This window comes from Curtobacterium sp. CFBP9011, from assembly GCF_034045095.1.
In the GTDB taxonomy this organism is placed as follows: Bacteria; Actinomycetota; Actinomycetes; order Actinomycetales; family Microbacteriaceae; genus Curtobacterium.
On the sequence record NZ_JAXCWN010000001.1, the window covers coordinates 703,709 to 728,208 of the forward strand.

Consider the following 24,500-nt stretch of genomic DNA (forward strand, 5'->3'; position numbering starts at 1 on the left):
CGAGCCTCCCGGCTGGCTGCCGCACAACAGGAAGCGGCTCGGACCACGGGAGTGCGTGGTTCGAGCCGCTTCCTGTTGTGCGTGGGCGATCCGCGCCGCGTCCGCGCGATCCCGCCGGCGCAACGCAAAAGAGCCCCTCACCGAAGTAAGGGGCTCTTCACCGTGGCTGGACGCGGCGTCGATCCGCGGACCTTTCGATTTTCAGTCGAACGCTCTACCAACTGAGCTACCCAGCCGTGGCGACCCTGACGGGACTTGAACCCGCGACCTCCGCCGTGACAGGGCGGCACGCTAACCAACTGCGCTACAGGGCCATATGGAATTGCTTGTGTTGCTTCGGTGTCGTTCTGTTCTGCTTGCTGTCCCCCGATGAGGAGTGACCCCAACGGGATTCGAACCCGTGCTGCCGCCGTGAAAGGGCGGTGTCCTAGGCCACTAAACGATGGGGCCGCAAGCAGTGCATCGCGCTACCGATGGACAAGCATACGGACGGTCGGCCCTCTTGCCAAATCGAGCCCGCCGAACGCTCCGCTTGGGCGTGTCGCGCCGCCTCCACGGACCCTCAGGGAGTGACCGGAGCGGGCTCCCGAGGGGCGGTCGACACCGATGGGAGCATCGCTGCTGACCTCTCACCCTCGAACGGGGTGTTCCTGGGCTGACCCATGTTGTTACTGTTACGTCTGTTGACAGTGTGACGTGCGCCACGCCGGACTGTGACGAAAACGAGACTCATGTCGACTCCTTCCCTCCTCCCCGCTCGCCCCCGCCGCCGCTTCCTGGCCGCCGGGGTCGCTGTCGTACTCGCCGCCGGGGCCCTCGTCGCCCTCGTGCCGTCGGGTGCCGCCTCAGCCGCCAGCTACCCGAGCTGGGACGACGTGCAGGCCGCGAAGCAGTCGCAGTCCGCCCAGGCCGCCAAGGTCACCGAGATCAAGGGCCTCATCGCGCAGCTGCAGTCGCAGTCCGCCGCGAAGGAGGAGGCCGCCGCCGCGGCCGGTACCGCGTACCAGACCGCCCAGACGGACTACGACCGCAAGGCACTCGAGCAGCGCAAGCTCCAGTCGCAGGCCGACGACGCCGAGAAGACCGCCCGGGCCTCCGAGGCGCAGGCCGGCCAGCTCGCCGCCCAGCTCGGGCGCTCCAGCTCCGAGGACGTCACCACGGACCTCCTCACCAAGCCCTCGGCCTCCGGCGACCTGCTGTACGAGCTCGGCGCGATGTCGAAGCTGTCCGAGCAGGCCGACGGCATCTACTCCGAGGCGAGCCAGGACCGCGGGACCGCCCAGGCCCTCGCCGACAAGTCGAAGACCGCCGAGGACGCCCTGGGCGAGCTCGCCGCCCAGGCCCAGACGAAGATGCGCGCCGCACAGAGCGCGGCTGACCAGGCCCAGGCCGCCGTGTCCGCCCAGGCCGACAACCAGGACCGTCTCGAGGCCCAGCTCGACCTCCTGACGTCGAAGACGAAGACGACCGAGGCCCAGTACGAGAAGGGTGTCCAGGTCGAGAAGGCACGCCAGGCACGTCTCGCTCGAGAGCGGGCCGCCGCCGCGGCTGCCGCAGCAGCAGCCGCCGCGCGTGCGCTCCCGCCGGCAGCGACCGCGGGTGTCCCGGCCTCCGGTGGTGGCGGGGCCTCCGGCGGAGGGTCTGCGAACGCGTCCGGCTGGGTCCGCCCGGCCGCCGGCTTCCAGTCGAGCCCCTACGGCCTCCGCGTCGACCCGTACACGCACGTCTACACATTGCACGCCGGCGTGGACCTCGCCCCGGCCTGCTACTCGCCGATCTACGCCGCGGCGTCCGGCACCGTGACCTTCGCGGGCAACGGCGGCGGCTACGGCAACGAGGTCATCATCGACAACGGTGGTGGCATCTCGACGGCCTACGGGCACATCGTCAACGGCGGCATCATGGTCACCGTCGGCCAGCACGTCACCGCCGGACAGCAGATCGCCCAGGTCGGTTCCACCGGCTGGTCGACGGGCTGCCACCTGCACTTCGAGACCCGGGTGAACGGCGCCGCCGTCGATCCCGTCCCCTTCATGGCAGCGCGGGGGATCTCGGTATGAGCACGAGCACTGCCAGGAGGCACTGACCCGCATGAAGAAGCCTGCACGTTCCCTCGTCTGCGGTCTCGCCACCGTCTCGATGCTCAGCCTCGGGCTCTCGCTCGTGGTGGCCGTCCCGGCGCAGGCGGCACCGTCCGCCCCGTCGTGGAAGGACGTGCAGGCGGCGAAGGACGACCAGGCCGACAAGCAGCGGACGGTCGACGCCCTGACGGCCCGCATGTCGAGCCTCCAGTCCGCCGTGGACCGGACCGGGGCCACCGTGCAGGAAGCCGGCCAGCAGTACTCGCTCGCTGCGTCGCAGCAGCAGGAGGCGAAGGACGCGCTCGACGCCCTCACCGGCCAGGCGAAGCGTGCCAAGGCCGCGGCGAAGCAGTCCGCCGGCCAGGTCGCAGCCCTCGTCGTGGAGCTCTCGCGCTCCGGCGGTGGCGATCTGTCCACGTCGATGCTCGTCGACTCCCGCGACGCGAAGGACCTGCTCTACCAGGTCGGCACGATGACGCACCTCTCCGAGCGTTCCGCGACCGTGCTCGACAAGGCGCAGTCGGACCAGCGCACCGTCGACGCCCTCGCCGCCCAGCAGCGCCAGGCGACGAAGGCCCTGAGCGCAGCGACCACCAAGACGAAGGACGCGCTCGACAGCGCCAACGACGTCGCGGCGAACGCGGAGTCCGCGCTGGCGTCCGGGCAGGCGAAGCAGGACGAGGTCCTCAAGCAGCTCGCGTTCCTCAAGGGCACCTCGGTCGCCACGGAGCAGGCGTACTGGTCGGCGCAGCAGGCGAAGCAGGCCGAGATCCAGCTCGCGGCGCAGGCGAAGCGCGATGCGGCACGTCCGGCATCGGCCGACGACGGCGGCACGACGGGTGGCAGCGCCGACTCCGGCAGCGGTGGTGGTTCCGCTGGTGGGGACGACTCCGGCGGCTCGACGAGCGACGACCCGCCCGCGTCGAACCCCGTCGCGTCCAAGCCGTCGAACTCCGCGCCATCGGGCAGCACCCCGGCAGCGCCGAAGCCGTCCGCGCCGAGGCCCGCAGCCCCGCAGCCCGCTCCCCAGCCGGCCGCCCCCGCCCCGAAGCCCTCGACGCCGAAGCCCGCCCCGGCCCCCGCGCCCGCTCCGGCCCCGGTCGTCAGCAGCCCGTCCAAGGCCGCCGGCGCGATCTCCTACGCGCGCGGACAGCTCGGCAAGGCGTACGTCCTGGGCGGTGCCGGCCCGAACGTCTGGGACTGCTCCGGCCTGGTGATGATGGCCTACAACTCGCAGGGCATCACGACCGGCGGACACAACGTGGTCTGGCAGTACAACTACTTCGGCTCCATCGGCCGTCTGGTGCCCCTGTCGCAGCGTCAGCCCGGCGACATCCTGTTCTACTCGAGCAACGGTGCCGCTTCCGGTGGGTACCACGACTCGATCTACACCGGCAACGGGATGATGGTCGAGGCCGCACGTCCGGGCGTCGGCGTCGTCGAGCGTGCGGTGTGGACGCCGAGCCAGCTCCTGCCCTACGTCGCCCGCCCGAGCGGCTCGATGTAGCCCCGGACGCAGCAGAACGGCTCGGCCCCCGCGAGGGGACCGGGCCGTTCTGCGTCAGCGAGAGCGCGCCAGCAGACGCGCATCAGCAGACGAGCGTCAGTGACCGCCGGGCACGTACGCGGCCTGGCCGGCCGTGACGATCGCCTCGGCCTCGGCGGCGTCGCCCCAGCCCTCGGCCTTGACCCACTTGTTCGGCTCGAGGTCCTTGTACCGCTCGAAGAAGTGCGCGATCTCGGCCTTCGTCTGGTCGTCCACGTCCGAGATGTCCTGGATGTGGGCCCAGCGCGGGTCCTTCGTCGGGACGACGAGGACCTTGGCGTCGATGCCGGCCTCGTCGCTCATCTTGAAGACGCCGACCGGGCGGACCTTGACGCCCACGCCGGGGAAGGTCGGGTACTCGAGGAGCAGCAGCGCGTCGACGGGGTCGCCGTCGTCGGCCAGGGTCTTCTCGAAGAAGCCGTAGTCCGTCGGGTAGACGAACGAGGTGAAGAGCACGCGGTCCAGGTACACGCGACCGGTCTCGTGGTCGACCTCGTACTTGTTGCGGCTGCCCTTGGGGATCTCGACGACGACGTCGTACGCGGCCATGTGCACTCCTAGTTTCCTCAGGTGGTGGGTCTGTCGGCCGTCGGGACGGCCCGGCTAACGTTACCGGGTGAACACCGAGCGTCCCCGGCTGGACCCCGCCGTCGCTGCCGTCCGTCTGGCGGTCCGCACCATGCTCGCCCGCGCGCTCGACGAACAGGTCGTCGCGCCGGGCAACCTCGTCCTCGTCGCACTGAGCGGCGGGGCCGACTCGCTGGCCCTCGCGGCGGCGACCGCGTTCGAGGCGCCGAAGCAGGGTCTGCGCGCCGGCGCGGTGATCGTCGACCACGCGCTCCAGGCGGGCTCCGAGGCGGTCGCGGCACGGGCCTCCCGGCAGGCCGCCGAGCTGGGACTGGCACCCGTCGTCGTGGACCGTGTCGACGTCGGCACCGCCGGTGGGCCGGAGGCCGCCGCCCGGGAGGCCCGCTACGCCTCCGTCACGTCGGTCGCGGCCGCCGAGTGGTCACCCCTCGTGCTCCTCGGGCACACGCTCGACGACCAGGCCGAGACGGTCCTGCTCGGCCTGCTCCGGGGGAGCGGGCCGGACAGCCTGACGGGCATGGCGTCGCTCGTGCGACCGGACCGGCCGGGGCCGTCCCTGGGCCGGCCGATGCTCGCGCTCCGGCGCGCGACGACGCGGCAGGCGTGCGCCGCCTCCGGACTCGTGCCGTGGGACGACCCCCAGAACGACGACCCGGCGTTCACGCGGGTGCGGGTGCGGAACGCGCTGATGCCCGTCCTCGAGCGCGAGCTCGGACCCGGCGTGCCCGAGGCACTGGCCCGGACCGCCGACCAGCTGCGCGAGGACTCCGTGGCGCTCGACCACTTCGCCGAGGAGATGGCCGAGGACCTCGCCGAGCACTCCGAGGCCGGCATCTCGCTGTCCGTGCCGCAACTTGCCGCGAACCCGCCGGCGCTCCGGCAGCGACTGGTCCGACTGGCGGTCGAGAGCGAGTTCGGTGTGACGCTGTCCCGGCTGCAGACGCTCGAGGTCTGCCGGCTCGTCACCGACTGGCGGGGGCAGGGGCCGATCGACCTGCCCGGTGTCCGGGCCACGCGGACGGGTGAGCGGGTGTCCTTCGCCGCCAGGGAGCCGCACGCGGGCGGTTAGGCTGGAGCGGTGGAACTCTCCGACGTGCAGGCCGACCTCTCCGAAGTGCTCTTCACCCCCGAGCAGATCGACGACAAGATCGCCGAACTCGCCGCGGCGGTGGACCGTGACTACGCCGGGCGGGACCCGCTCCTGGTCGGCGTGCTGAAGGGCGCGGTCATGGTGATGGCCGACTTCTCCCGACACCTGAAGATGCAGGCGCGGATGGACTGGATGGCGGTGTCGTCCTACGGCTCCGGCACGAAGTCGTCCGGTGTGGTGCGGATCCTCAAGGACCTCGACACCGACCTGCACGACCGCGACGTCATCATCGTCGAGGACATCATCGACTCCGGCCTGACGCTGTCGTGGCTCAAGCAGAACCTGCAGTCCCGCGGGGCCGCGAGCGTCGAGATCGTCGCCCTGCTGCGCAAGCCCGAGGCCGCCAAGGTCGAGGTCGACGTCAAGTACGCCGGCTTCGAGATCCCGGACGCGTTCGTCGTCGGGTTCGGCCTGGACTACGACGAGCGCTACCGCAACCTGCGCGGCATCGGCGTCCTCGCGCCGCACGTCTACTCCTGATCCACCGGGGCCGGCATCGGCCCTGACCGGCGGCGACGGGCGTCGTCCACCAGGCGACACTGCTGATCTGTGGAGTTCGCCCGCAGAGGACACCCATTCTCGCCACAGAGTCGCGGCCGTATGCTGAGCGGCACGCACTTCAGGCAGCAGAAAGGTGTCGGGCCGTCGGGCCCGGATCACATGGACTTCAAGCGCATCCTCCGCGGGCCGTACATCTGGATACTGCTCGCAGTCGTGGGGATCTTCGTCGGATGGACGTTCATCGCCCAGTCCGGCACCCAGGAGATCTCCACCCAGAAGGGTCTCGAGCAGCTCTCGGACGGCAAGGTCTCCTCGGCCGTCGTCAACTCCACCGAGCAGCGCGTCGACCTGACCCTCCGCAACGACGGCGGCACCGAGCAGTTCTACTACTCGACCCCCCGTGGCACCGAGGTCGTCGAGGCGGTCTCGCAGGCCGACCTGCCCAAGGGCTACAACGACCACGTCCAGCAGTCGAACGTCCTCGTGTCGCTCCTGCTGACGCTGCTGCCGTTCCTGCTCATCGGCGCCCTCTTCTGGTTCCTGCTCTCGAGCGCCCAGGGTGGCGGCTCGAAGGTCATGCAGTTCGGCAAGTCCAAGGCCAAGATGAACAACAAGGAGAACCCGCAGGTCTCCTTCGCTGACGTCGCCGGTGCGGACGAGGCCATCGAGGAACTGCACGAGATCAAGGAGTTCCTCAAGGAGCCCGCGAAGTTCCAGGCCGTCGGCGCCCGGATCCCGAAGGGCGTGCTGCTGTACGGCCCTCCCGGAACCGGCAAGACCCTGCTCGCCCGTGCCGTCGCCGGTGAAGCCGGTGTGCCGTTCTACTCGATCTCCGGTTCGGACTTCGTCGAGATGTTCGTCGGTGTCGGCGCCAGCCGTGTCCGCGACCTCTTCGACCAGGCGAAGCAGAACTCGCCCGCCATCGTCTTCATCGACGAGATCGACGCCGTGGGTCGTCACCGCGGCGCCGGCATCGGCGGTGGCAACGACGAGCGCGAGCAGACGCTGAACCAGCTCCTCGTCGAGATGGACGGCTTCGACGGCAAGACGAACGTCATCCTCATCGCCGCGACGAACCGTCCCGACGTGCTCGACCCCGCACTGCTCCGCCCGGGCCGCTTCGACCGGCAGATCGGCGTCGACGCGCCCGGACTGCAGGGTCGCAAGCAGATCCTCGAGGTGCACGCGAAGGGCAAGCCGCTCGCCGCGAGCGTCGACCTCGAGCTCCTGGCCCGCAAGACGCCGGGCTTCACCGGCGCCGACCTGGCGAACGTCCTCAACGAGGCCGCGCTGCTGACCGCCCGGTCGAACGCGCAGCTCATCGACAACCGCGCCCTGGACGAGGCCGTCGACCGCGTGATGGCCGGCCCGCAGCGACGGACCCGCATCATGTCCGACCAGGAACGTCTGATCACCGCGTACCACGAGGGTGGACACGCCCTGGCGGCCGCAGCGATGCGCCACACGGACCCGGTGACGAAGATCACGATCCTGCCGCGTGGTCGGGCCCTCGGCTACACGATGGTCCTGCCGCTCGAGGACAAGTACTCCGTCACGCGCAACGAACTGCTCGACCAGCTGACCTACGCCATGGGTGGCCGCGTCGCCGAGGAGATCGTCTTCCACGACCCGACCACGGGTGCGTCGAACGACATCGAGAAGGCCACCGGCACCGCCCGCAAGATGGTGACCGAGTACGGCATGAGCCAGGCCGTCGGTTCCGTCAAGCTCGGCTCCGGGTCCAGCGAGCCGTTCGTCGGCCGTGACATGAGCGGCGGCACCGGTCGCGACTACTCGGAGAACATCGCCGAGACCGTCGACGCCGAGACCCGCGCCCTGCTCGAGGCCGCGCACGACGAGGCCTACCAGGTGCTCAACGCCAACCGCGACATCCTCGACCGCCTGGCCGGCGAGCTCCTCGAGAAGGAGACGCTCGACGCCCCGGAGCTCGTGGAGATCTTCAAGGACGTCCGCAAGCTGCCCGAGCGCCCGCAGTGGCTCTCGAGCGACAAGCGTCCGGTGAGCGACCTGCCGGCGATCGAGGTGCCGGGCAAGGCCGCCGCGATGGCCGAGGAGCCCGTCGGGATCGACGCCTCCAAGCCGCGTCGTCACCGCCCGTTCGGCAACCCCGGTATCGCCCCCGCGTAGGCCGGCATGACCGACCTGCCGACGAGACGGTCGCGTCGGCTCGCCGAGGTGAGCCGGGCCCGCGAAGCAGCAGCAGCGCCGGCGACGGTCGCGATCGATCTCCGAGCACCCGCACCGGTGCCCGAGATCGTGACCGGCCGTCGCCGCGGTCACTCTGCCCCCGAGGGCACCCGCGTGATGGGGATCCTCAACGTCACCCCCGACTCGTTCAGTGACGGCGGGCTGCACCTGGCCGTCGACTCGGCCCTCGAACACGCGCGGCACCTGGTCGCGGCCGGAGCCGACCTGGTCGACGTCGGCGGGGAGTCCACCCGGCCCGGCGCCGAGCGGGTCCCCGTGGACGTCGAGCAGCAGCGGGTCCTGCCGGTCGTGCAGCAGCTGGCGTCCGAGGGCATGGCGGTGAGCGTCGACACGATGAACGCCAGCACCGCCGAACGCGCGGTCGAGCTGGGCGCCGTGATCGTCAACGACGTCTCCGGTGGGCTCGTCGACCCGGACATGTCGCGGGTCGTCGCGGAGACCGGAGTCGGCTTCGTCGTCATGCACTGGCGCGGCCACAGCGACCGGATGTACCGCAACGCCGAGTACGCCCACGCGGTGGAGGAGGTCCGGCGCGAGGTCGAACTCCGGGTCGCGGAACTCATCGTCCTCGGAGTGCGCCAGGAACAGGTCGTCATCGACCCGGGCCTGGGGTTCGCCAAGCGGGGACAGCAGAACTGGGAGATCCTGGCGGGCTACGAACGCTTCGCCTCGATCGGCCTGCCCGTCCTGGTCGCCGCCTCTCGGAAGCGGTTCCTGGACGGCGTCGGCAGCACGGCCGGGGCACCCCCGGTCGAACGAGACCTGGCCACGGCGGCGATCAGCCTGCTCGCGGCCGAACGCGGCGCCTGGGGCGTCCGCGTGCACGACCCGGCGCCGACCCGCGCCGTACTCGACGTCTGGGACGCCTGGAGGGCAGCTCGATCATGAGGGACACCATCCGCCTCGTCGGAGTCCGCGCACGCGGACACCACGGGGTCTTCGACCACGAACGCGCCGACGGACAGGACTTCGTCGTCGACGTGGCCGTCGAGGTCGACGCGACCGCCGCCTCCGACTCCGACGACCTGGCGGAGACCGTGCACTACGGCGTGCTCGCCGAGCAGGTCGTCGCCGAGATCGAACGCGACCCGGTCGACCTGATCGAGACCCTCGCCGAACGCATCGCCGCGGCGGTCCTGACGCACCGGGCCGCGCTGGCGACCGAGGTCACGGTGCACAAGCCGCAGGCCCCGATCACCGTGCCGTTCACCGACGTGTCGATCACCATCCGACGCGAGTCCCCGGTGTCGACCGACGACCCGACGACCGATGACGAGAGCGACCCGCTCGAGGAAGAAGAGTGACGCGCGCCGTCATCGCCCTCGGTGCGAACCTCGGTGACCGGGGGAGCACCCTCCGCGCCGCCGCGGCCGCCGTCGCCGCGCTGCCCGGGGTCCGACCGGTGGCGTCCAGCCGCGAGGTCGAGTCCGTCGCGCTCACCCTGGACGGCCTCGACACGACGAAGCCGCGCTACCGGAACGGTGTCGTGGTCGTCGAGACCGACCTGGAGCCGCAGGAGTTGCTCGACGCCCTGCACGGCATCGAGGACGAGCACGGCCGCACCCGCGAGGTCCGCTGGGGCGACCGGACGCTCGACCTCGACGTGATCGCCGTCGACGACCGCCGCATCGACACCGCCACGCTGACCGTCCCGCACCCGCGGGCCCACGAGCGGGCCTTCGTGCTCGCGCCCTGGGCGGACGCCGACCCGGAGGCGGTGCTGCCGGGCCACGGGGCCGTCGCCACCCTGCTCCAGGCGTTGGGCGACGACACCGAGCGGGTCGACGAACCGCGACTGTTCGAGACCGCCGAGCCGGAGCCCACTCCGTGAAGCCGACCCGGGCCTCCACCCTGATCGGCGTCGCGGTCGTCGCGGCCGTCGCCGGGTTCGCCCTCGACACCGCCCTGACCGCACGCCAGTCCCCGACGCTCCTGATGTCGGTGCCGCTCGGGCTGACGCTGGTCTTCATCGGCATCGCGCTGCTGTTCATGGCCTCGCCGATCCGCCGCCAGACCCGAGGTCGGAACGACGGTCGCCGGGTGGACCCGATGTACGCGACGCGGGTCGTGTTCCTGGCGAAGGCGTCGAGCATCTGCGGGGCGCTGTTCGGGGCGTTCGCGCTCGGGTTGCTCGTGTACCTCCTGTCCCGGTCCGTCCTGCCTTCGCTAGGCTCGACCCTGCCGAACGCGGTGGCGTTCGGCGGCGGGATCGTGCTCACCGTGTGCGCCCTCGTCGCCGAGCGGATGTGCATCGCGCCGCCGCCGGACGACGACGACCACGACGGTCGGGGCACCACCACGGTGTGACCGGCCCGGTCGGTCGACGATGACCGAGCAGCGCAGGCCGACCGAGCAGCGCAGACCAGGAGACCCGATGCCGACCCAACTGGACGAACCCGGCCGGATCGACGACGGGCCCGCCGACAGCCGGCCCGGCGGTGGCCGCCGACTCGACGAACCGGGCCTCGGCCTGCACGACATCACGTGGACGCGGGTCTCGGCGAAGCTCGTCTGGACCGACCTCATCGCGGCGATCGTCATCGGCGGCGTCGTCACCGCGGGCCTGGTGCTCATCGGTGTCGCCAGCGGCGGGACGGGTGGCACGGCCGGGCTCGTCTGGTTCGTCATCGCCGCGGTGGTTGCCGTCATCGCGATCGTCACGGCAGCGCTCACCCCGCGACGGATCCGGTCGATCGGGTACGCCCTGCGCGACGACGACCTGGTGCTCCGCCGCGGACTCATGTGGCAGCGCTTCACCGCGGTGCCCTACGGCCGCCTGCAGCTCGTGGACGTCAACCGGGGGCCGCTCGACCGGGTCCTGGGCATGAGCGAACTGAAGTTCGTCACCGCGGCCGCGTCCTCGAACATCCGCATCCCCGGCATCCCCGCCGCCCAGGCCGACGAGTTGCGCGACCGACTCGTCGAGCTCGCCGAGTCCCGTCGCGCCGGACTGTAGGCCGCACGTGTCGTTCCGACCGGACGCCTCGATGCCCGCGCCGCCGCGGAAGGGCGACGCCGCCGCGGCCGCGCCCCTGACCGACGGCGAGTGGCACCGGCTGCACCCGCTGACGCCGCTGCTCAAGGGCGGCATCTTCCTCGTCGTGATCCTGGGCTACGTGCTCAACAACCTCCGTGACCAGATCGTCGAGGTCTTCATCCCGGGCGAGGGCGGGCCGCAGGAAGAGGGCGACCCGGTCCGCTACGTGTACGAGCACGGCGTCGTCGGTTGGGTCCTGCTCGGCATCGTGGTGCTGCTCCTGGTGCTGATCGGCTTGTTCTACCTGTCCTGGCGGATGCACGAGTTCCGGGTCACCGGCGAGATCGTCGAGGTCCGCTCGGGCGTCGTCTTCCGCACGCACCGCAAGGCCCGGCTGGACCGGATCCAGGGCATCAACATCTCGCGGCCGCTGATCCCGCGGCTGTTCGGCACCGCCAAGCTCGAGGTCGCGCAGGCCGGCAACGACGCCAACGTGCAACTCGCCTACCTCGGGGCCAAGGCCGCGGACGACCTGCGGCAGCGCATCCTGGTGCTCGCCTCGGGCGCGAAGGACACCGACCGACCCCGGTACGCCGGTGCGAGCGGCGGCCTCCTGCAGGACCGGGTGGACGAGTTCCTGGCACCCGAGCTCGACCCGGACGCGGTGCACGCCACCCGCGTCGTCCGCGTCCACCCCGGCCGGCTGATCGGGTCGATGCTGCTCTCCGGCACGACCGTGGTGATCCTGCTGCTCGTCGTCGCGATCATCGTCAGCATCAGCCTGACCGGGCAGTACTTCCTGCTCGTCTCGCTGTTCCCGGCCGTGATCGGCGCCGGCGGCTACTACGTCCGCAAGTTCTCGAAGTCGCTGCGGTACACGATCGCCGACACCCGGGACGGCATCCGGATCGGCTTCGGCCTGTTCTCGACGTCGAACGAGACCCTGCCGCCGGGCCGCATCCACGCCGTGAGCGTCGCGCAGCCGCTGCTCTGGCGTCCGTTCGGCTGGTGGGACATCCGCATCAACCGGGCGACGAACGCCGGCAACGGGGCCTCCACGAACCAGCAGGTCTCGTCGATCGTGCTGCCGGTCGGCACCGCGGCCGAGGTCCGGCAGGTCCTCGAGATCATCCTGCCCGAGCTGGTCGGGTCGGCCGTCGTCGGCCCGGAGGCGTCGATGGAACGGATGCGCGAGGGCTCCGCCGAAGCGGTCGGGGTCGTCGACGACAGCCTCACGACGAGCGGCGACCGTGGCGGCTTCGTGCACTCGCCGCGTCGCGGTCGCTGGCTGCGCCCGCTGTCGGCGTCCCGCAACGGCTACCGCTTCGTGCCGGGCGCCGTGCTGCTCCGGCTCGGAGCCGTCTGGCGCTCGCTCGTGGTCGTGCCGCTGCCGCGCGTGCAGAGCGTCAAGGTGACGCAGGGTCCGCTGGAGCGTGCGCTCCGCCTGGCCTCGGTCCACGTGCACACCGTCAGCGGTCCGGTCTCCGCTCGCGTCGGGGCGCTCGACGCCGGGGACGCGCAGCGCCTCTGGTCCGGCACCACCGAGCGGGCCGTCGAGGCTGCCGCCACCGACACGTCGCACCGCTGGCGTGACGGCCAGGAGGCACGACCCACCGCCGGTACGCCGGGTCGCCACGCGCAGGCGCCCACGTCGGCACCCGGGCCGTGGCCCGGGCAGTGGGCCGGTGCCGCGCCCGCCGCACCGGCGTGGCTGACGCAGGACGGGCCTCCCGTCTGGACCGGTGTGCCGGCACCGGAGGCCGTGCGATGAGGGCCGGCCGGCTCGGCATCGGGATCATCGGCGCCGGACGCGTCGGACCCGTGCTCGGTGCCGCGCTCGCGAACGCCGAACACGCCGTCGTCGGGATCACCGCCGTCTCCGACGCCGGACGCGACCGCGCCGAGGCGATGCTCCCCGGTGCGCCGGTCCTCGGCACGCCGGAGCTCGTCGAGCGGAGCGAACTCGTGCTCCTGGCCGTGCCGGACGACCAGCTGCCGTCGCTCGTGCAGGGGCTGTCGGACGCGGGGATCTGGCAGCCGGGGCAGCTCGTCGTGCACACCAGCCCCGACCACGGGGTCGACGTCCTGGCACCGGCGATGCGTGCCGGAGCGATCCCGCTCGCGATCCACCCGGCGATGGCCTTCACCGGGACGAGTGTCGACCTGTCCCGGCTGCGCGACGCGTACTGCGCCGTGACCGCGCCCGGGCCGGTGCTGCCGATCGCCCAGGCCCTGGTGGTCGAGATGGGGGCGGAGCCGTTCGTCGTCGCCGAGCGTGACCGGCCCGCCTACGCCGACGCGGTCCGGGCGGCGGTGAGCTTCTCGACGGCGATCGTCGACCAGTCCGCCGGCACGCTGTCGGGCATCGGGGTGGAACACCCGGGGCGGGTGCTCGGGGCACTCGTCCGGTCGGCGGTCGACAACGCGCTGACGGCGGCCGACGGCCAGTCCGTGATCTGACGCGGGGAGTCGGGCTGCGGCGCCCGCTCCGCGGTCACCGCCGACGGCCCCGAGGCCGACCGGTCGCAACTCCCCGCTCACGTCCGTCGAGTGGTCACCATCTGTCGCTCGGGACGGGCTGAACCGACGTTCTGCGACCGCTCGTGGGCCGGAGGCGGCGGGCACGGCCGGACCGGTAGCATCGACGCGATCCCCCACGACCTCCGGAGCCGCACCCGCATGACCGACGAGACCGCCCCCGCCACCACCGAGACCGCGGTCGCCGCCGCCGCCGCACTGGCCGAGCAGGAGACCAGCGAGCAGCGTCAGGTCCGGCTGGACAAGCGCGCGCGCCTGCTGGAGTCCGGGATCGAGGCCTACCCGGCCGAACTCCCGATCACCACGACGATCCCCGCGGTCCGCGCGCAGTACGAGCACCTCGAGACCGGCGAGGAGACGCAGGACGTCGTCGGCGTCGCCGGCCGCATCGTGTTCTCGCGCAACACCGGCAAGCTCTGCTTCGCCTCGCTGCAGTCCGGCGACGGCTCACGCATCCAGGCGATGGTGTCCCTGGCCGAGGTCGGCGACGAGTCGCTGGCCCGCTGGAAGGAGTTCGTCGACCTCGGTGACCACGTGTTCGTGCACGGCCGGGTCATCTCCTCCCGCCGCGGCGAGCTGAGCATCATGGTCGACGACTGGGCGATCGCGGCGAAGGCGATCCTGCCGCTGCCGAACCTGCACAACGAGCTCAACGAGGAGACCCGGGTCCGCCAGCGCTACCTCGACCTCATCGTGCGCGAGGACGCCCGCAAGACCGTCCGGGCCCGCGCTGCCGTGATGTCCTCGCTCCGCGACACCTTCACGTCGCACGAGTACCTCGAGGTCGAGACCCCGATGCTGCAGACCCAGCATGGTGGTGCCTCTGCCCGGCCCTTCGTCACGCACTCGAACGCGTTCGACACCGAGCTGTTCCTGCGCATCGCGCCGGAGCTGTTCCTCAAGCGTGCGGTCGTCGGTGGCATCGACCGGGTCTTCGAGATCAACCGGAACTTCCGCAACGAGGGTGCTGACTCGTCGCACTCGCCCGAGTTCGCGATGGTCGAGGCGTACCAGGCGTACGGCAACTACGAGCAGATGGCCACCCTGACCCAGGAGCTGGTGCAGAACGCCGCCCGTGCGGTCACCGGCGGCTCCCTGGTCGTCACCCTGCCCGACGGCAGCGACTACGACCTCGGCGGCGAGTGGGCACGACTCGACATGTACGAGTCCCTGTCGGAGGCGTCCGGTCACGAGGTCACCCCCGAGACGCCGCTGTCCGCGCTGCAGGCGCTCGCCGACGCCGAGGGTGTCGAGGTCGCACACGCCACGCACGGCAAGTACGTCGAAGAGCTGTGGGAGCACTTCAACGGGGACAAGCTGTACGCCCCGACGTTCGTGATGAACTTCCCGGTCGACACCTCGCCCCTGACCCGGCAGCACCGCACCCGCCCGGGCGTCGTCGAGAAGTGGGACCTCTACGTCCGCGGTTTCGAACTCGCCACGGCGTACTCGGAGCTCGTCGACCCGGTCGTGCAGCGCGAGCGCTTCGTCGAGCAGGCCACGCTGGCTGCCGGTGGCGACCCCGAGGCGATGCGCGTCGACGAGGAGTTCCTGCGGGCCCTCGAGCACGCGATGCCGCCGTCGGGTGGCATGGGCATGGGTGTCGACCGCCTGCTCATGGCGATCACCGGCCTGGGCATCCGCGAGACGATCCTCTTCCCGCTGGTCAAGTAGGGACCCTCGTCAAGGAGGGCCCTCGTCGCGGAGGGCCCAGCGGGGCGACGTACGATGGGACCATGCCGCATGGAATCGTCTCCGGAGTCGTCTTCGCCCTGACCCCGACGATCCTGCTGGGCGTCATCTTCTGGTTCATCATGCGCGCGATCATCCGTGCCGACCGGACCGAGCGTGCCGCGTACACGAAGATCGAGGCCGAAGAGCGTGCCCGGTTCGAGCGTGAGCGCAGCGTGACCACGACCGCGCCTCCGACTGCGGACTGACCGTATACAGGCTGTTCTGCCCCGCCTGATCCAGGCGAGACTGCTCGCAGCCCGGAACGGTTCACACGGCCCCTGAGCAGGGCTTTTCTCGGCTGGACTAGAGTCCACGGCCGCGCTTCATCTGGCTGAAACACGCGTTCATGCGATCGAAACGCGGAACTGTATACCGTTTCGCTCGTGCCTCTCGCCCCGTTCCGCCTCGTCGGAGTCCTCCACCTCCCGCCCCTGCCCGGCGCCGTGAACTACGCCGGCGTCCCCGTCTCCGCGATCGCCGAACGGGCCGCTGAGGACGCCGCCGCGCTCGTCGCCGCGGGCTTCACACACGTGATGGTGCAGGACGCCAGCGACATGCCCCAGGCCGTCCGCGTCGACGCCCCCACCGTCGCCGCCCTCGCCGTCGTCGGCGCTGCCGTCACCCGAGCCGTGGACGTCCCGGTCGGCGTGGTCGTCGGCCACAACGACGGTCCGAGCGCGGTCGCCATCGCCCACGCGATCGGCGCGACGTTCGTGCGGGTCAAGGTCCTCACCGGCGTCTCGGTCGGCCCGACCGGCTGGATCGAGGGGTGCGCCCACGACGTCGCGACGATGCGCCGCCGACTCGGTGCAGACGTCGAGGTCTGGGCGGACGTGCACGAGGCCACGAGCCTCGCCCTGGCCGGCAGCCCCGCGTGGGCCGCGAAGGAGGCGCACGACTTCGGGCTCGCGGACGTGCTCGTCGTCACCCGGGACAGCGGGGTCGCCGACGCCCTGGACGACATCGAACGACTGCGCGCCGTCGCCGACGTGCCGTTCGTCGTCGGTGGTCGGGTGACGCTCGACACCATCGACGACACCGTCCGCCGGTCCGACGGCGTGGTGCTCGGCAGCGCCATCAAGCGCTCGAGCGCCCCGGACGCCCGCATCGACCCGGAGACCGCCGCCCGCTTCGGCCGGGCCCTCGACACGACAGGACACCGCGCATGACCGCCACCCCGCCGAGCCCGTTCATCGGTGTCGACAGCCCGCTCGACGCCCGGCAGCAGCAGGTCGTCGAACGCGTCTCCGCCGCTGAACACGCGTCCATCGTCGCCCTGCCCACCGACCACCCCCTCGACCCGAAGCGTCGTGCCCGGGACGAGGCGACCCTCCCGGAACTGGTCGCCCAGCCGGACCGGATCCGCGAGACCCTCGCCGCGAACGACGAGGACCTGGACGAACTCGCCGCCCTCATCGCCCGGTCCGAGGTCGACCGCGTGTTCGTGACCGGCGCCGGGGACTCGCTCGCCGTCGCCATCGCGGCCCGGCAGGTGCTCGAGCAGATGCTCCGGGTGCCGGTCGAGCCGGTGCAGAGCCTGGAGCTCGCCTACTACGGCGCCCCGCTCGTCACCGAGCGCAGCGTCGTCATCGCCCTGTCGAGCTCGGGGGAGACCACCCGCACCGTCGAGGCCGCGCTGATGGCCCAGCACGCCGGTGCCCTCGTCGTCGCGATCACGAACACGACGGGCTCGACCCTGGACGTCGAGTCCGCACGCACCCTGCGGCTCCGGGCAACACGCGTGGGCTGGCCGACCCAGTCCTCGACGACCGCCCTCGCGCTGCTGCTCGACCTCGCCATGCGGGTCGGTGTGCTCGGCGGGGTAGCGGCGGCCGAGGGGCTCCGACGTGAACTCGCCGCGGTGCCGGAGCTGATGGAGCACGTCATCGCGACCACCGAGCCCCGCCTCCGCGCGATCGCCGAGCGGGAGCAGGGCGCAGGCACCTTCCTGTTCTCCGGCGCCGGCCCGAGCTGGGGCAGCGCGATCATCGGCGCCGCGAAGGTCAAGGAGTGCACGCCCGACCACGCCGAGGCGATCCAGGTCGAGGAGTTCCACCACTACAACTCGCTGAAGCGCGGCGAACCGATCTGGGTCATCGCGCCGGCCGGCCCGTCCGTGCCGCGGGCCGTGCACACCGCCAGCGAGGCGAAGCGGTTCGGCGGCTCGGTGTACGTCGTCACGACCGAGGGCGTCGACGCGTTCGACGCGATCGCGGACGAGGTCGTCGTCGTCCCGGCGCTCGCCGAGGCACTCAGCCCGCTGCTCACCGTCCTGCCCGCGCAGCTGACCGGGTACCTGCTCGCGATGGCGCAGTTCACCACCGCCGAGGCTCGGCATGGCTGACTCGCTGCTCTGCATCGGGAACCTGACCATCGACGACCTCGTGGTCGGTGGGGCGACGACGACCGCACTCGGCGGCGACGCGCTCTTCGCCGCCCTGGCCGCCCGTCGCGAGCTGACGGACGTCCGCATGCTCGCACCGGTGGGGACGGACCTACCGGCCACGCTCCTCCAGGCCGTCGTCGACCGCGGGATCCGCGTCGAGCCGACCCGCCCGCGTGCCGGCCGTACGGTCCGGAACCGCGTGACCTACGCACCCGACGGCAGCCGCACGTGGGACCTGCTCGACGGCGAGGCGGCGTTCGACGGCATGTCGGTGTACCCGGCGGACGTCGGAGCCGACGCCCTGACCGCCAGCGGCGTCCTGGTGTCCGCGATGTCGCTCGGCGCGCAGCTGGCGCTGGGGCCGTGGCTCCGTGAGCGGACCGACGCCACCGTCCTGCTCGACCTGCAGGAGGACTACGTGCTCGGCCACGAGGACGAGCTGCTCGCACTGCTCGCCACCTGTGACGTGTTCCTGCCGAGCGAGGTGGAGGCCGTCCGGCTCGCCGGGACGACCGACCTGGAGGCCGCGGCTCGGCGGTTCCTCGAGGCCGGCCCCGACGTCGTCGTCGTGAAGACCGCCGAACGCGGCTGCCTCGTCGCGACCGCGGGAGGCGTGACCCGGGTCCCGACCGACGCCGTCGAGCCCGTCGACTCCACCGGAGCCGGGGACGCGTTCTGCGGGGCCTTCGCCGCTGCGACCGTCCGTGGGGCCGAGCCGGTCGAGGCCGCGCGGGCCGGTGCGGCCGCGGCGCGCGTCGCGATCGGCGCACACGGGGTGGCGGGGCTGCTCGCCGAGACCGAACCGACCCGAGCGGGCGCAGCGACGACCACAGCAGCGACGACCACCGCAGCGACGACGGGAGCGGTCCGGTGACCGAGGTGCGCATCGTCAACCCGAACACGAGTCAGCCGATGACGGACGCCGTCGCGGCCGCGGCCCGCGCCGTCGCCCGCCCCGGCACCACCGTCACCGCCAGCTGCTCGACCACCGCCCCCGCGTCCGTCGAGACCGCCGTCGACGAGGTCTTCGGCGCCGCCGGCGTCCTCGCCCAGGTCGAGCGCGGCGAGGCTGACGGTGTCGACGGCTACGTCATCGCCTGCTTCGGTGACACCGGCATCGACGCCGCCCGCGAACGCGCCGCCGGCCCCGTCGTCGGCATGACGGAGGCCGCACTGCAGGCCGCCGCGCTCGTCGCCCACCGCTTCACGGTGATCACGATGCCGCCGCGGACGATCGCGATGACCGACCGCGTCGTCCGCGCACTCGGGCTCGGCCACCGCTGCACCGTGCGGGCCGTCGACGTCGCGGTCGCCGACATCGAGTCCGGCGCCGGCCCGGCCTACGCCGCGTTCGCCGAGGAGGCCCGCACCGCCCTGGTCGCGGACGGTGCGGAGGCCGTGGTGCTCGGGTGCGCCGGCCTCACCGATCTCGTCGGTGCGCTCCGCACCTCGCTCGGGGTACCGGTGATCGACGGTGTGGCCGCGGCGACCGTCGCCGTCGAGGGCCTGCTGGCGCAGGGCATCACGACGTCCCGCGCCTGCACCTTCGCCGAGCCCGTCGGTTCCGCCGCCACCCGGGAGGTGTGGGGATGAGCGTCCTGTTCACCGACGTCCTGCTGTGGGCGCCCGAGGAGCCCTCCGGCATGACCGGTCCGACCGACCTGCTGGTCACCGGCACGACCATCGCGGTGGTGGGGCCGACCGCGCGGGCCGCGGCGCCCGCCGACGTCCGGGTGGTGGACGGCCGCGGGCACCACATCGTGCTGCCCGGGCTCGTCAACGCGCACTTCCACTCGCCGGCGAACCACCTCAAGGGTGCGTTCCCCAGCCGGCCGCTCGAGACCTTCATGCTCTACGAGTCCCCGTCGGACCCTGCCCTGACGCCGACCCCGCGGGAGGCGTACCTCCGGACGATGCTCGGCGCGCTCGAGATGCTCCGCACCGGGACGACCAGCGTGCAGGACGACGCGTTCCTCATGCCGACGCCCGACCCCGAGGTCATCGACGCCGTCATGCAGGCGTACGCGGACAGCGGGATCCGGGCCTCCGTGGCGCTCGACCAGCCGGAGCTGCCCGACGTCGAGAAGCTGCCGTTCCTCGACGACCTCGGGCTCGACGGCCTCGGCGCCGACGAGGCGACGAGTCGCGCGCTGCAGGCCCCCGCCCCCGCATCGGCCGCGGAACTGCTCGACGCCTACGACCATCTGTTCCGGACCTGGCACGGAGCAGCCGACGGTCGACTCACCGCGGCCGTGTCGATCTCCGCACCGCAGCGGGTCTCACCGGAGTACTTCGGCGCACTCGACGACCTCAGCCGCACCCACGACGTGCCGCTCTTCGCCCACATGCTCGAGACCCGCACGCAGCGTGCCCTCTCGCACCCGTCGAGTGGCCAGCCGCGGTTCGCCGGCCGGAGCCTGGTCCGCTACACGGCGGACCTCGGGCTGCTCAGCGACCGGGTGAACGTCATCCACGCGGTGTGGGTCGACGACGACGACCTCGACCTGATCGGCGCGGCGGACGCGGTCGTCGCGCACAACCCGGTGTCGAACCTGCGGCTCGGCAGTGGTGTGATGCCGTTCCGTGCGATGCGGGACCGCGGCATCCGGGTGGCGCTCGGCGTCGACGAGGCGATCTGCGACGACACCGTGAACACCTGGGGCGTCGTCAAGCAGGCCGGTCTCATCCACACCGTCACCGGCGACGACCCGGACCGCTGGCCACGACCGGCCGAGGTGCTCGAGGCGCTGTGGGACGGCGGGGCCGCGGCCATGCGCCGTGACGGCCGGAGCGCGCTCGGAACGGTCGGCCGGATCGCGGTCGGGGCGGAGGCCGACCTCGCGCTCCTCGACCTGCACGCGCCCGCCTTCACCCCGTTCAACGACCTGCGGGGCCAGCTCGTGTACTGCGAGTCCGGCACCAGCGTCCGGATGACGGTCGTCGCCGGGACGGTCGTCGCCGAGGGAGGCCGGGTCACCTCGGTCGACGAGGACGCCCTGCTCGCCGAGGCCCGCGAACTCCACGCCGCCCGCCGCCCCGCCCTCGAGCGCACCTGGGCCGACGCCGACCGGCTCCGCCCCGCCTACGCCGCCGTCGTCCGCCGCGCCGCCGCGACCGACCTCGGCCTGCCCGACCGCGGCATCACACCCGCACACCGGACCACCACGAACGGGATGACCGCATGACCGCCGACGACACGCTCCGGACCACCGCGCCGGGGCACGACCTCTGGCCCTACCGGCCGATCACCGCTCCCGGCGGACCGGCCTGGCCGGACGGCAAGCGCCTGGCCGTCTACGTCGCGGTCGGGCTCGAGGAGTACCGGTTCGGCGTCGGCCGGACCGAGGACATCGTGCCGGACGTCGCCGCCCCCGACCTCGTCAACACCTCGTGGCGCGACTACGGCAACCGCGTCGGGGCGTTCCGGCTGCTCGAGCGACTGGACCGCGCGGGCATCCCGCCGACCGTGCTCCTCAACACCGCCGTCTACGACACCGCCCCCGAACTGATCCGGGCCGCGCGGGAGGTCGGCGCCGAGTTCATCGGGCACGGCACGTCCAACTCGGACTCCCTGGTCGGGATGTCCGCTGCCGGCGAGGCCGCGTACGTCGCCGGGGTCGCCGCGCGCATCACCGCGGAGGAGGGTGCCGCCCCGGGCGGGTGGTCGAGCCCCTGGCTCAGCCACACCACGTCCACGCTCGACAGCCTGGCCGGCACCGGGTACCGGTACCTGCTCGACCTCCGGCTCGACGACCGGCCCGTCACCGTCCCGACCCGCAACGGCGACCTGCTCGTGCTGCCGTACGCGCTCGAGGTGAACGACAGCACGACCGTCGTCGGTCGGGGTGCGTCGGCCGCCGAGTTCGCCGACATGGTGGTCGACGAGTTCGACGAGCTGCTCGACCGCTCCGCCGACCAGCCGCTCGTGATGAGCGTCGTCGTGCACTCCTTCATCTCCGGCGCTCCGTTCCGGCTGCGGGCCCTCGACCGGGCGCTCCGGCACATGACGGCCCAGGCCGACCGTGTCTGGTTCACCCAGCCCCGGGCGATCGCCGCGCACCTCGCCGCAGCCGAGACAGCAGCCGGATCCGCCGCGCAGACCAGGGAGCCGACCGCATGACGACCGCGACGATCCGCGACCTGCACGTCTCGCTCGAGCGGGACGGAGCACGGTCCGAGGTGCTCCGCGGCATCGACCTGGACGTCGCCCCGGGCGAGATCGTCGGGCTGGTGGGGGAGTCCGGCTCCGGCAAGAGCATGCTCGCGATGAGCCTGCTCGGCCTGCTGCCGGACGCCGCCCGACCCGAGGTCACCGGCGAGGTCACCGTGCAGGGCACCGACATGGTGCGCGGCACCGACGTCGAACGCCGGGCAGCACGACGGTCCTCGCTCGGCGCCGTGTTCCAGGACCCGATGACCTCGCTCAACCCGACGATGCGGATCGGTCGGCAGATCACCGAGGCCGGCCCCGACCGTGCCGGTGCGGTCGCGCTCCTCGACAGCATGGGTGTCCCGGACCCCGACCTGCGGTTCAGCGTCTACCCGCACGAACTCTCCGGCGGACTCCGGCAGCGCGTGATGGCCGCGATCGCGATGGCCGGTCGCCCGGCCCTGATCGTCGCCGACGAGCCCACGACCGCCCTCGACGTCACGGTGCAGGCGCAGCTGCTCGACCTGCTGCAGGAACTCCGCGACGACCACGGCTGCAGCGTCCTGCTCATCACCCACGACCTCGGTGTCGCCTCGCGCATCGCCGACCGGATCGCCGTCATGTACGCCGGCCGTCTCGCCGAGGTCGGACCCACGGCCGCGGTCCTCGGCGCCCCGGCCCACCCGTACACGGCGGGTCTCCTCCGCTCGCGACTGTCCCTCGCGCTCGACCGGGACGCCCGGCTCCCCGCGCTGCCGGCTGACACCCTCGACCCGGCCGAACGCCTGGTCGGCTGCCCGTACCGCGCCCGGTGCCCGCTCGCCGTCGCCCGGTGCGCCACCGAGATGCCCGGCCTCGACGCCTCCGTCCCGGCGCCCGACCACGCCGCCGCGTGCTGGCGGGACGCCGACACGGTCCGCGCGACCGGGGCCCGGCCCGACGCGGCCAGCACACCCGGCGGGACCGGCGCGGACGACGCGGGACGGGCCTCCCGGCCGACAGCGGACACGCCCACTGCGCCCGCCTCCACAGCGGACGCGGTCGTCGTCGACGACCTCGTCTGCACCTACACGACCGGCCGCGGCCGCCGCGCACGGACCGTGGAGGCCGTCCGCGGCGTCAGCTTCCGGGTGCCGGCTGGCCGGTCCCTCGCGATCGTCGGCGAGAGCGGGTCGGGCAAGTCCACCGTCCTCCGCGCCGTCGCCGGACTCGTCCCGGCCCGGTCCGGACGCATCACCGTCGCCGAGGGCGGGGCGCAGATGGTCTTCCAGGACGCCGGGTCCTCGCTCACCCCGTGGATGACGGTCGGCGAGACCCTCCGCGAGCGACTCGTCCCCGCCCGCCTCGGCCGCACCGAGACCGACCGACGCGTCGCCGAGGCGCTCGACGCGATCGGCCTGCCCGCCACCGTCGCCCGCCTGCGCCCCGCCGACCTGTCCGGCGGCCAGCGGCAGCGGGTGGCCCTCGCCCGCGCGACCATCGTCCGGCCCGCGGTCCTGCTCTGCGACGAACCGACGAGCGCCCTCGACGCCTCGCTGGCCGCCGTGACCCTCAACACCATCCGTGACATGCGTCGGGAGCTCGCCATGACCGTCCTGTTCGTCACCCACGACCTGGCCGTCGCCCGGCTGATGGGCGACCACATCGCCGTCGTCGAACGCGGCCGGGTCATCGAGACCGGACCCGCCGACACGGTGATCCACGACCCACAGGAGCAGTACACCCGGACGCTCGTCGCGTCCGTGCCCGAGATCGCGGTGCCCGCATGAGCGCCGCCGTCGTCGCCCCGCGCTGGACGCTCCGGCCGACCTCGGGCGTGCACGCCGGTCGGCGCACGGCCCAGGCGCTCGTCGGGCTCCTCGTCGCGCTCACCGTCCTGGCGCTCGTCGCCCGGCTGATCGCACCCGACGACCCCATCCAGCCCGTCGCGATGGCCCAGCTGCCGATCGGCACCCCAGGGCATCTGTTCGGCACCGACTCGATCGGGCGGGACGTGCTCTCCCGCACGTTGTTCGGCCTGCAGACGTCGTGGCTGTCGGCGCTCGCCGTGGTGGCCGTCGGACTCGTCGTCGGCGGGGTCGTCGGCGCCACCGCGGGTGTCGCCGGCGGCTGGGTGGACAGCGTGCTCATGCGGGTCACCGACCTGTTCCTCGCACTGCCGTCGACCCTCGTGGCGATCGCGATCGTCGCGGCCCTCGGCCCGGGCCTGACGAACACGCTCGTCGGCATCTCGGTCGTCTGGTGGCCGTACTACGCCCGGATCATCCGGTCCGAGGTCCGCGCGACCGTCACCCGCCCGCACGTCGAGGCCGCCCGGCTCGCCGGTGTCGGTCGTGCCCGGCTCGTCCTCCGGCACGTGTTGCCCGGCGCGGTCCCGACCGCGATCGTGACGGCGAGCCTGGACATCGGCAACGTCGTGCTGCTGCTCGCCGGGCTGTCGTTCCTGGGCCTCGGGCAGCCCGCACCCGCGGCGGAGCTCGGCGCGGACACGGCTGCCAACACGCAACTGCTGCTCAGCGCCTGGTGGGTCCCGGTCGTGCCGGGTGCCGCCGTGCTCCTCCTGAGCCTCGTGTCCAACCTCGCCGGCGACGGCGTCCGCACCCTGATCGCCCGGAGGTAG

At 72.4% G+C, this 24,500-nt stretch carries 23 protein-coding genes and 3 tRNA genes; 22 read left to right on the forward strand and 4 right to left on the reverse strand.

Going from position 1 to position 24,500, the window contains the following annotated elements:
• Positions 1 to 163 precede the first annotated feature (163 nt).
• The 3 genes from SOM35_RS03330 to SOM35_RS03340 form a co-directional block, all read right to left on the reverse strand.
• A tRNA-Phe gene (locus tag SOM35_RS03330) sits at positions 164 to 236 on the reverse strand.
• 1 nt (position 237) lies between these two features.
• Positions 238 to 314: transfer RNA gene (locus SOM35_RS03335), tRNA-Asp, on the reverse strand.
• A gap of 63 nt (positions 315 to 377) precedes the next feature.
• Positions 378 to 450, reverse strand: a tRNA-Glu gene (locus tag SOM35_RS03340).
• A 281-nt stretch (positions 451 to 731) separates the two neighbouring features.
• Between SOM35_RS03340 and SOM35_RS03345 the strand changes: the two genes are divergently transcribed.
• Together SOM35_RS03345 and SOM35_RS03350 are read left to right on the forward strand one after the other, a co-directional pair.
• Positions 732 to 2,060 (forward strand): M23 family metallopeptidase, encoded by a 1,329-nt coding sequence (locus tag SOM35_RS03345; protein ID WP_320514372.1) that lies wholly within the window; start codon positions 732 to 734, stop codon positions 2,058 to 2,060.
• Positions 2,061 to 2,091: 31 nt separating this feature from the next.
• Entirely contained in the window at positions 2,092 to 3,588 is a 1,497-nt protein-coding gene (locus SOM35_RS03350; RefSeq protein WP_320514373.1) for a C40 family peptidase, read from the forward strand.
• 96 nt (positions 3,589 to 3,684) lie between these two features.
• Here the strand turns inward: SOM35_RS03350 and SOM35_RS03355 are convergent, their stop codons facing one another.
• On the reverse strand, positions 3,685 to 4,176 hold the full coding sequence (locus SOM35_RS03355) for an inorganic diphosphatase (RefSeq protein ID WP_320514374.1): 492 nt from the start codon (positions 4,174 to 4,176) through the stop codon (positions 3,685 to 3,687).
• A gap of 67 nt (positions 4,177 to 4,243) precedes the next feature.
• Here SOM35_RS03355 and tilS point away from each other — a divergent pair, with 67 nt between their 5' ends.
• From tilS to SOM35_RS03455, 20 genes are all read left to right on the forward strand, one after another.
• The gene (gene tilS, locus SOM35_RS03360) at positions 4,244 to 5,284 is read left to right on the forward strand and encodes a tRNA lysidine(34) synthetase TilS (protein WP_320514375.1); all 1,041 of its coding nucleotides are present in this window, start codon (positions 4,244 to 4,246) and stop codon (positions 5,282 to 5,284) included.
• 9 nt (positions 5,285 to 5,293) lie between these two features.
• Positions 5,294 to 5,845, forward strand: coding sequence for a hypoxanthine phosphoribosyltransferase (hpt, locus tag SOM35_RS03365; protein WP_111075264.1), 552 nt, complete (start codon positions 5,294 to 5,296; stop codon positions 5,843 to 5,845).
• A gap of 180 nt (positions 5,846 to 6,025) precedes the next feature.
• On the forward strand, positions 6,026 to 8,014 hold the full coding sequence (ftsH, locus tag SOM35_RS03370; RefSeq protein WP_110904451.1) for an ATP-dependent zinc metalloprotease FtsH: 1,989 nt from the start codon (positions 6,026 to 6,028) through the stop codon (positions 8,012 to 8,014).
• A gap of 6 nt (positions 8,015 to 8,020) precedes the next feature.
• Positions 8,021 to 8,983: a dihydropteroate synthase gene (gene folP, locus SOM35_RS03375; RefSeq protein WP_320514376.1), complete on the forward strand. Its 963-nt coding sequence runs from the start codon at positions 8,021 to 8,023 to the stop codon at positions 8,981 to 8,983.
• Entirely contained in the window at positions 8,980 to 9,399 is a 420-nt protein-coding gene (gene folB / locus SOM35_RS03380; protein WP_320514377.1) for a dihydroneopterin aldolase, read from the forward strand. Before folP ends, folB begins: the two co-directional genes overlap by 4 nt.
• Complete coding sequence (gene folK / locus SOM35_RS03385; protein WP_320514378.1) at positions 9,396 to 9,926, forward strand: 2-amino-4-hydroxy-6-hydroxymethyldihydropteridine diphosphokinase; 531 nt, start codon at positions 9,396 to 9,398, stop codon at positions 9,924 to 9,926. The genes folB and folK overlap by 4 nt, the downstream gene beginning before the upstream one ends.
• Positions 9,923 to 10,402: a DUF3180 domain-containing protein gene (locus tag SOM35_RS03390; protein ID WP_181439284.1), complete on the forward strand. Its 480-nt coding sequence runs from the start codon at positions 9,923 to 9,925 to the stop codon at positions 10,400 to 10,402. Before folK ends, SOM35_RS03390 begins: the two co-directional genes overlap by 4 nt.
• A gap of 67 nt (positions 10,403 to 10,469) precedes the next feature.
• Complete coding sequence (locus tag SOM35_RS03395; RefSeq protein ID WP_320514379.1) at positions 10,470 to 11,051, forward strand: PH domain-containing protein; 582 nt, start codon at positions 10,470 to 10,472, stop codon at positions 11,049 to 11,051.
• A gap of 7 nt (positions 11,052 to 11,058) precedes the next feature.
• The gene (locus tag SOM35_RS03400) at positions 11,059 to 12,843 is read left to right on the forward strand and encodes a PH domain-containing protein (RefSeq protein WP_320514380.1); all 1,785 of its coding nucleotides are present in this window, start codon (positions 11,059 to 11,061) and stop codon (positions 12,841 to 12,843) included.
• Positions 12,840 to 13,532, forward strand: coding sequence for a Rossmann-like and DUF2520 domain-containing protein (locus SOM35_RS03405; RefSeq protein WP_221849034.1), 693 nt, complete (start codon positions 12,840 to 12,842; stop codon positions 13,530 to 13,532). The genes SOM35_RS03400 and SOM35_RS03405 overlap by 4 nt, the downstream gene beginning before the upstream one ends.
• A 219-nt stretch (positions 13,533 to 13,751) precedes the next feature.
• On the forward strand, positions 13,752 to 15,284 hold the full coding sequence (lysS, locus tag SOM35_RS03410) for a lysine--tRNA ligase (protein WP_320514381.1): 1,533 nt from the start codon (positions 13,752 to 13,754) through the stop codon (positions 15,282 to 15,284).
• 62 nt (positions 15,285 to 15,346) lie between these two features.
• Entirely contained in the window at positions 15,347 to 15,550 is a 204-nt protein-coding gene (locus SOM35_RS03415) for a hypothetical protein (protein ID WP_320514382.1), read from the forward strand.
• A gap of 177 nt (positions 15,551 to 15,727) precedes the next feature.
• The gene (locus tag SOM35_RS03420) at positions 15,728 to 16,513 is read left to right on the forward strand and encodes a BtpA/SgcQ family protein (RefSeq protein WP_320514383.1); all 786 of its coding nucleotides are present in this window, start codon (positions 15,728 to 15,730) and stop codon (positions 16,511 to 16,513) included.
• Positions 16,510 to 17,688, forward strand: a complete 1,179-nt coding sequence (locus SOM35_RS03425; RefSeq protein WP_320514384.1) for an SIS domain-containing protein — start codon at positions 16,510 to 16,512, stop codon at positions 17,686 to 17,688. Before SOM35_RS03420 ends, SOM35_RS03425 begins: the two co-directional genes overlap by 4 nt.
• A complete protein-coding gene (locus SOM35_RS03430; RefSeq protein WP_320514385.1) occupies positions 17,681 to 18,604 on the forward strand; it encodes a carbohydrate kinase family protein in 924 nt (307 codons plus the stop codon). Before SOM35_RS03425 ends, SOM35_RS03430 begins: the two co-directional genes overlap by 8 nt.
• Positions 18,601 to 19,323 carry an aspartate/glutamate racemase family protein gene (locus SOM35_RS03435; RefSeq protein WP_320514386.1) on the forward strand — a complete coding sequence of 241 codons (723 nt, stop codon included), beginning with the start codon at positions 18,601 to 18,603 and terminating at the stop codon, positions 19,321 to 19,323. The genes SOM35_RS03430 and SOM35_RS03435 overlap by 4 nt, the downstream gene beginning before the upstream one ends.
• Entirely contained in the window at positions 19,320 to 20,915 is a 1,596-nt protein-coding gene (locus SOM35_RS03440; RefSeq protein ID WP_320514387.1) for an amidohydrolase family protein, read from the forward strand. Before SOM35_RS03435 ends, SOM35_RS03440 begins: the two co-directional genes overlap by 4 nt.
• Complete coding sequence (locus SOM35_RS03445) at positions 20,912 to 21,850, forward strand: polysaccharide deacetylase family protein (protein ID WP_320514388.1); 939 nt, start codon at positions 20,912 to 20,914, stop codon at positions 21,848 to 21,850. Before SOM35_RS03440 ends, SOM35_RS03445 begins: the two co-directional genes overlap by 4 nt.
• Positions 21,847 to 23,649 carry an ABC transporter ATP-binding protein gene (locus tag SOM35_RS03450; protein ID WP_320514389.1) on the forward strand — a complete coding sequence of 601 codons (1,803 nt, stop codon included), beginning with the start codon at positions 21,847 to 21,849 and terminating at the stop codon, positions 23,647 to 23,649. The genes SOM35_RS03445 and SOM35_RS03450 overlap by 4 nt, the downstream gene beginning before the upstream one ends.
• Positions 23,646 to 24,500, forward strand: a complete 855-nt coding sequence (locus SOM35_RS03455) for an ABC transporter permease (protein ID WP_320514390.1) — start codon at positions 23,646 to 23,648, stop codon at positions 24,498 to 24,500. Before SOM35_RS03450 ends, SOM35_RS03455 begins: the two co-directional genes overlap by 4 nt.

Excerpts from the sequence above, each read along its gene's own strand:
- ftsH (WP_110904451.1), top strand. The coding sequence starts at position 6,026 with ATGGACTTCAAGCGCATCCTCCGCGGGCCGTACATCTGGATACTGCTC.
- SOM35_RS03415 (WP_320514382.1), top strand. The coding sequence starts at position 15,347 with ATGCCGCATGGAATCGTCTCCGGAGTCGTCTTCGCCCTGACCCCGACG.
- lysS (WP_320514381.1), top strand. The coding sequence starts at position 13,752 with ATGACCGACGAGACCGCCCCCGCCACCACCGAGACCGCGGTCGCCGCC.
- SOM35_RS03345 (WP_320514372.1), top strand. The coding sequence starts at position 732 with ATGTCGACTCCTTCCCTCCTCCCCGCTCGCCCCCGCCGCCGCTTCCTG.
- folP (WP_320514376.1), top strand. The coding sequence starts at position 8,021 with ATGACCGACCTGCCGACGAGACGGTCGCGTCGGCTCGCCGAGGTGAGC.
- SOM35_RS03395 (WP_320514379.1), top strand. The coding sequence starts at position 10,470 with ATGCCGACCCAACTGGACGAACCCGGCCGGATCGACGACGGGCCCGCC.
- SOM35_RS03455 (WP_320514390.1), top strand. The coding sequence starts at position 23,646 with ATGAGCGCCGCCGTCGTCGCCCCGCGCTGGACGCTCCGGCCGACCTCG.
- SOM35_RS03440 (WP_320514387.1), top strand. The coding sequence starts at position 19,320 with ATGAGCGTCCTGTTCACCGACGTCCTGCTGTGGGCGCCCGAGGAGCCC.
- SOM35_RS03405 (WP_221849034.1), top strand. The coding sequence starts at position 12,840 with ATGAGGGCCGGCCGGCTCGGCATCGGGATCATCGGCGCCGGACGCGTC.
- SOM35_RS03450 (WP_320514389.1), top strand. The coding sequence starts at position 21,847 with ATGACGACCGCGACGATCCGCGACCTGCACGTCTCGCTCGAGCGGGAC.
- folB (WP_320514377.1), top strand. The coding sequence starts at position 8,980 with ATGAGGGACACCATCCGCCTCGTCGGAGTCCGCGCACGCGGACACCAC.
- SOM35_RS03425 (WP_320514384.1), top strand. The coding sequence starts at position 16,510 with ATGACCGCCACCCCGCCGAGCCCGTTCATCGGTGTCGACAGCCCGCTC.
- SOM35_RS03350 (WP_320514373.1), top strand. The coding sequence starts at position 2,092 with ATGAAGAAGCCTGCACGTTCCCTCGTCTGCGGTCTCGCCACCGTCTCG.
- SOM35_RS03430 (WP_320514385.1), top strand. The coding sequence starts at position 17,681 with ATGGCTGACTCGCTGCTCTGCATCGGGAACCTGACCATCGACGACCTC.
- SOM35_RS03355 (WP_320514374.1), bottom strand. The coding sequence starts at position 4,176 with ATGGCCGCGTACGACGTCGTCGTCGAGATCCCCAAGGGCAGCCGCAAC.
- SOM35_RS03445 (WP_320514388.1), top strand. The coding sequence starts at position 20,912 with ATGACCGCCGACGACACGCTCCGGACCACCGCGCCGGGGCACGACCTC.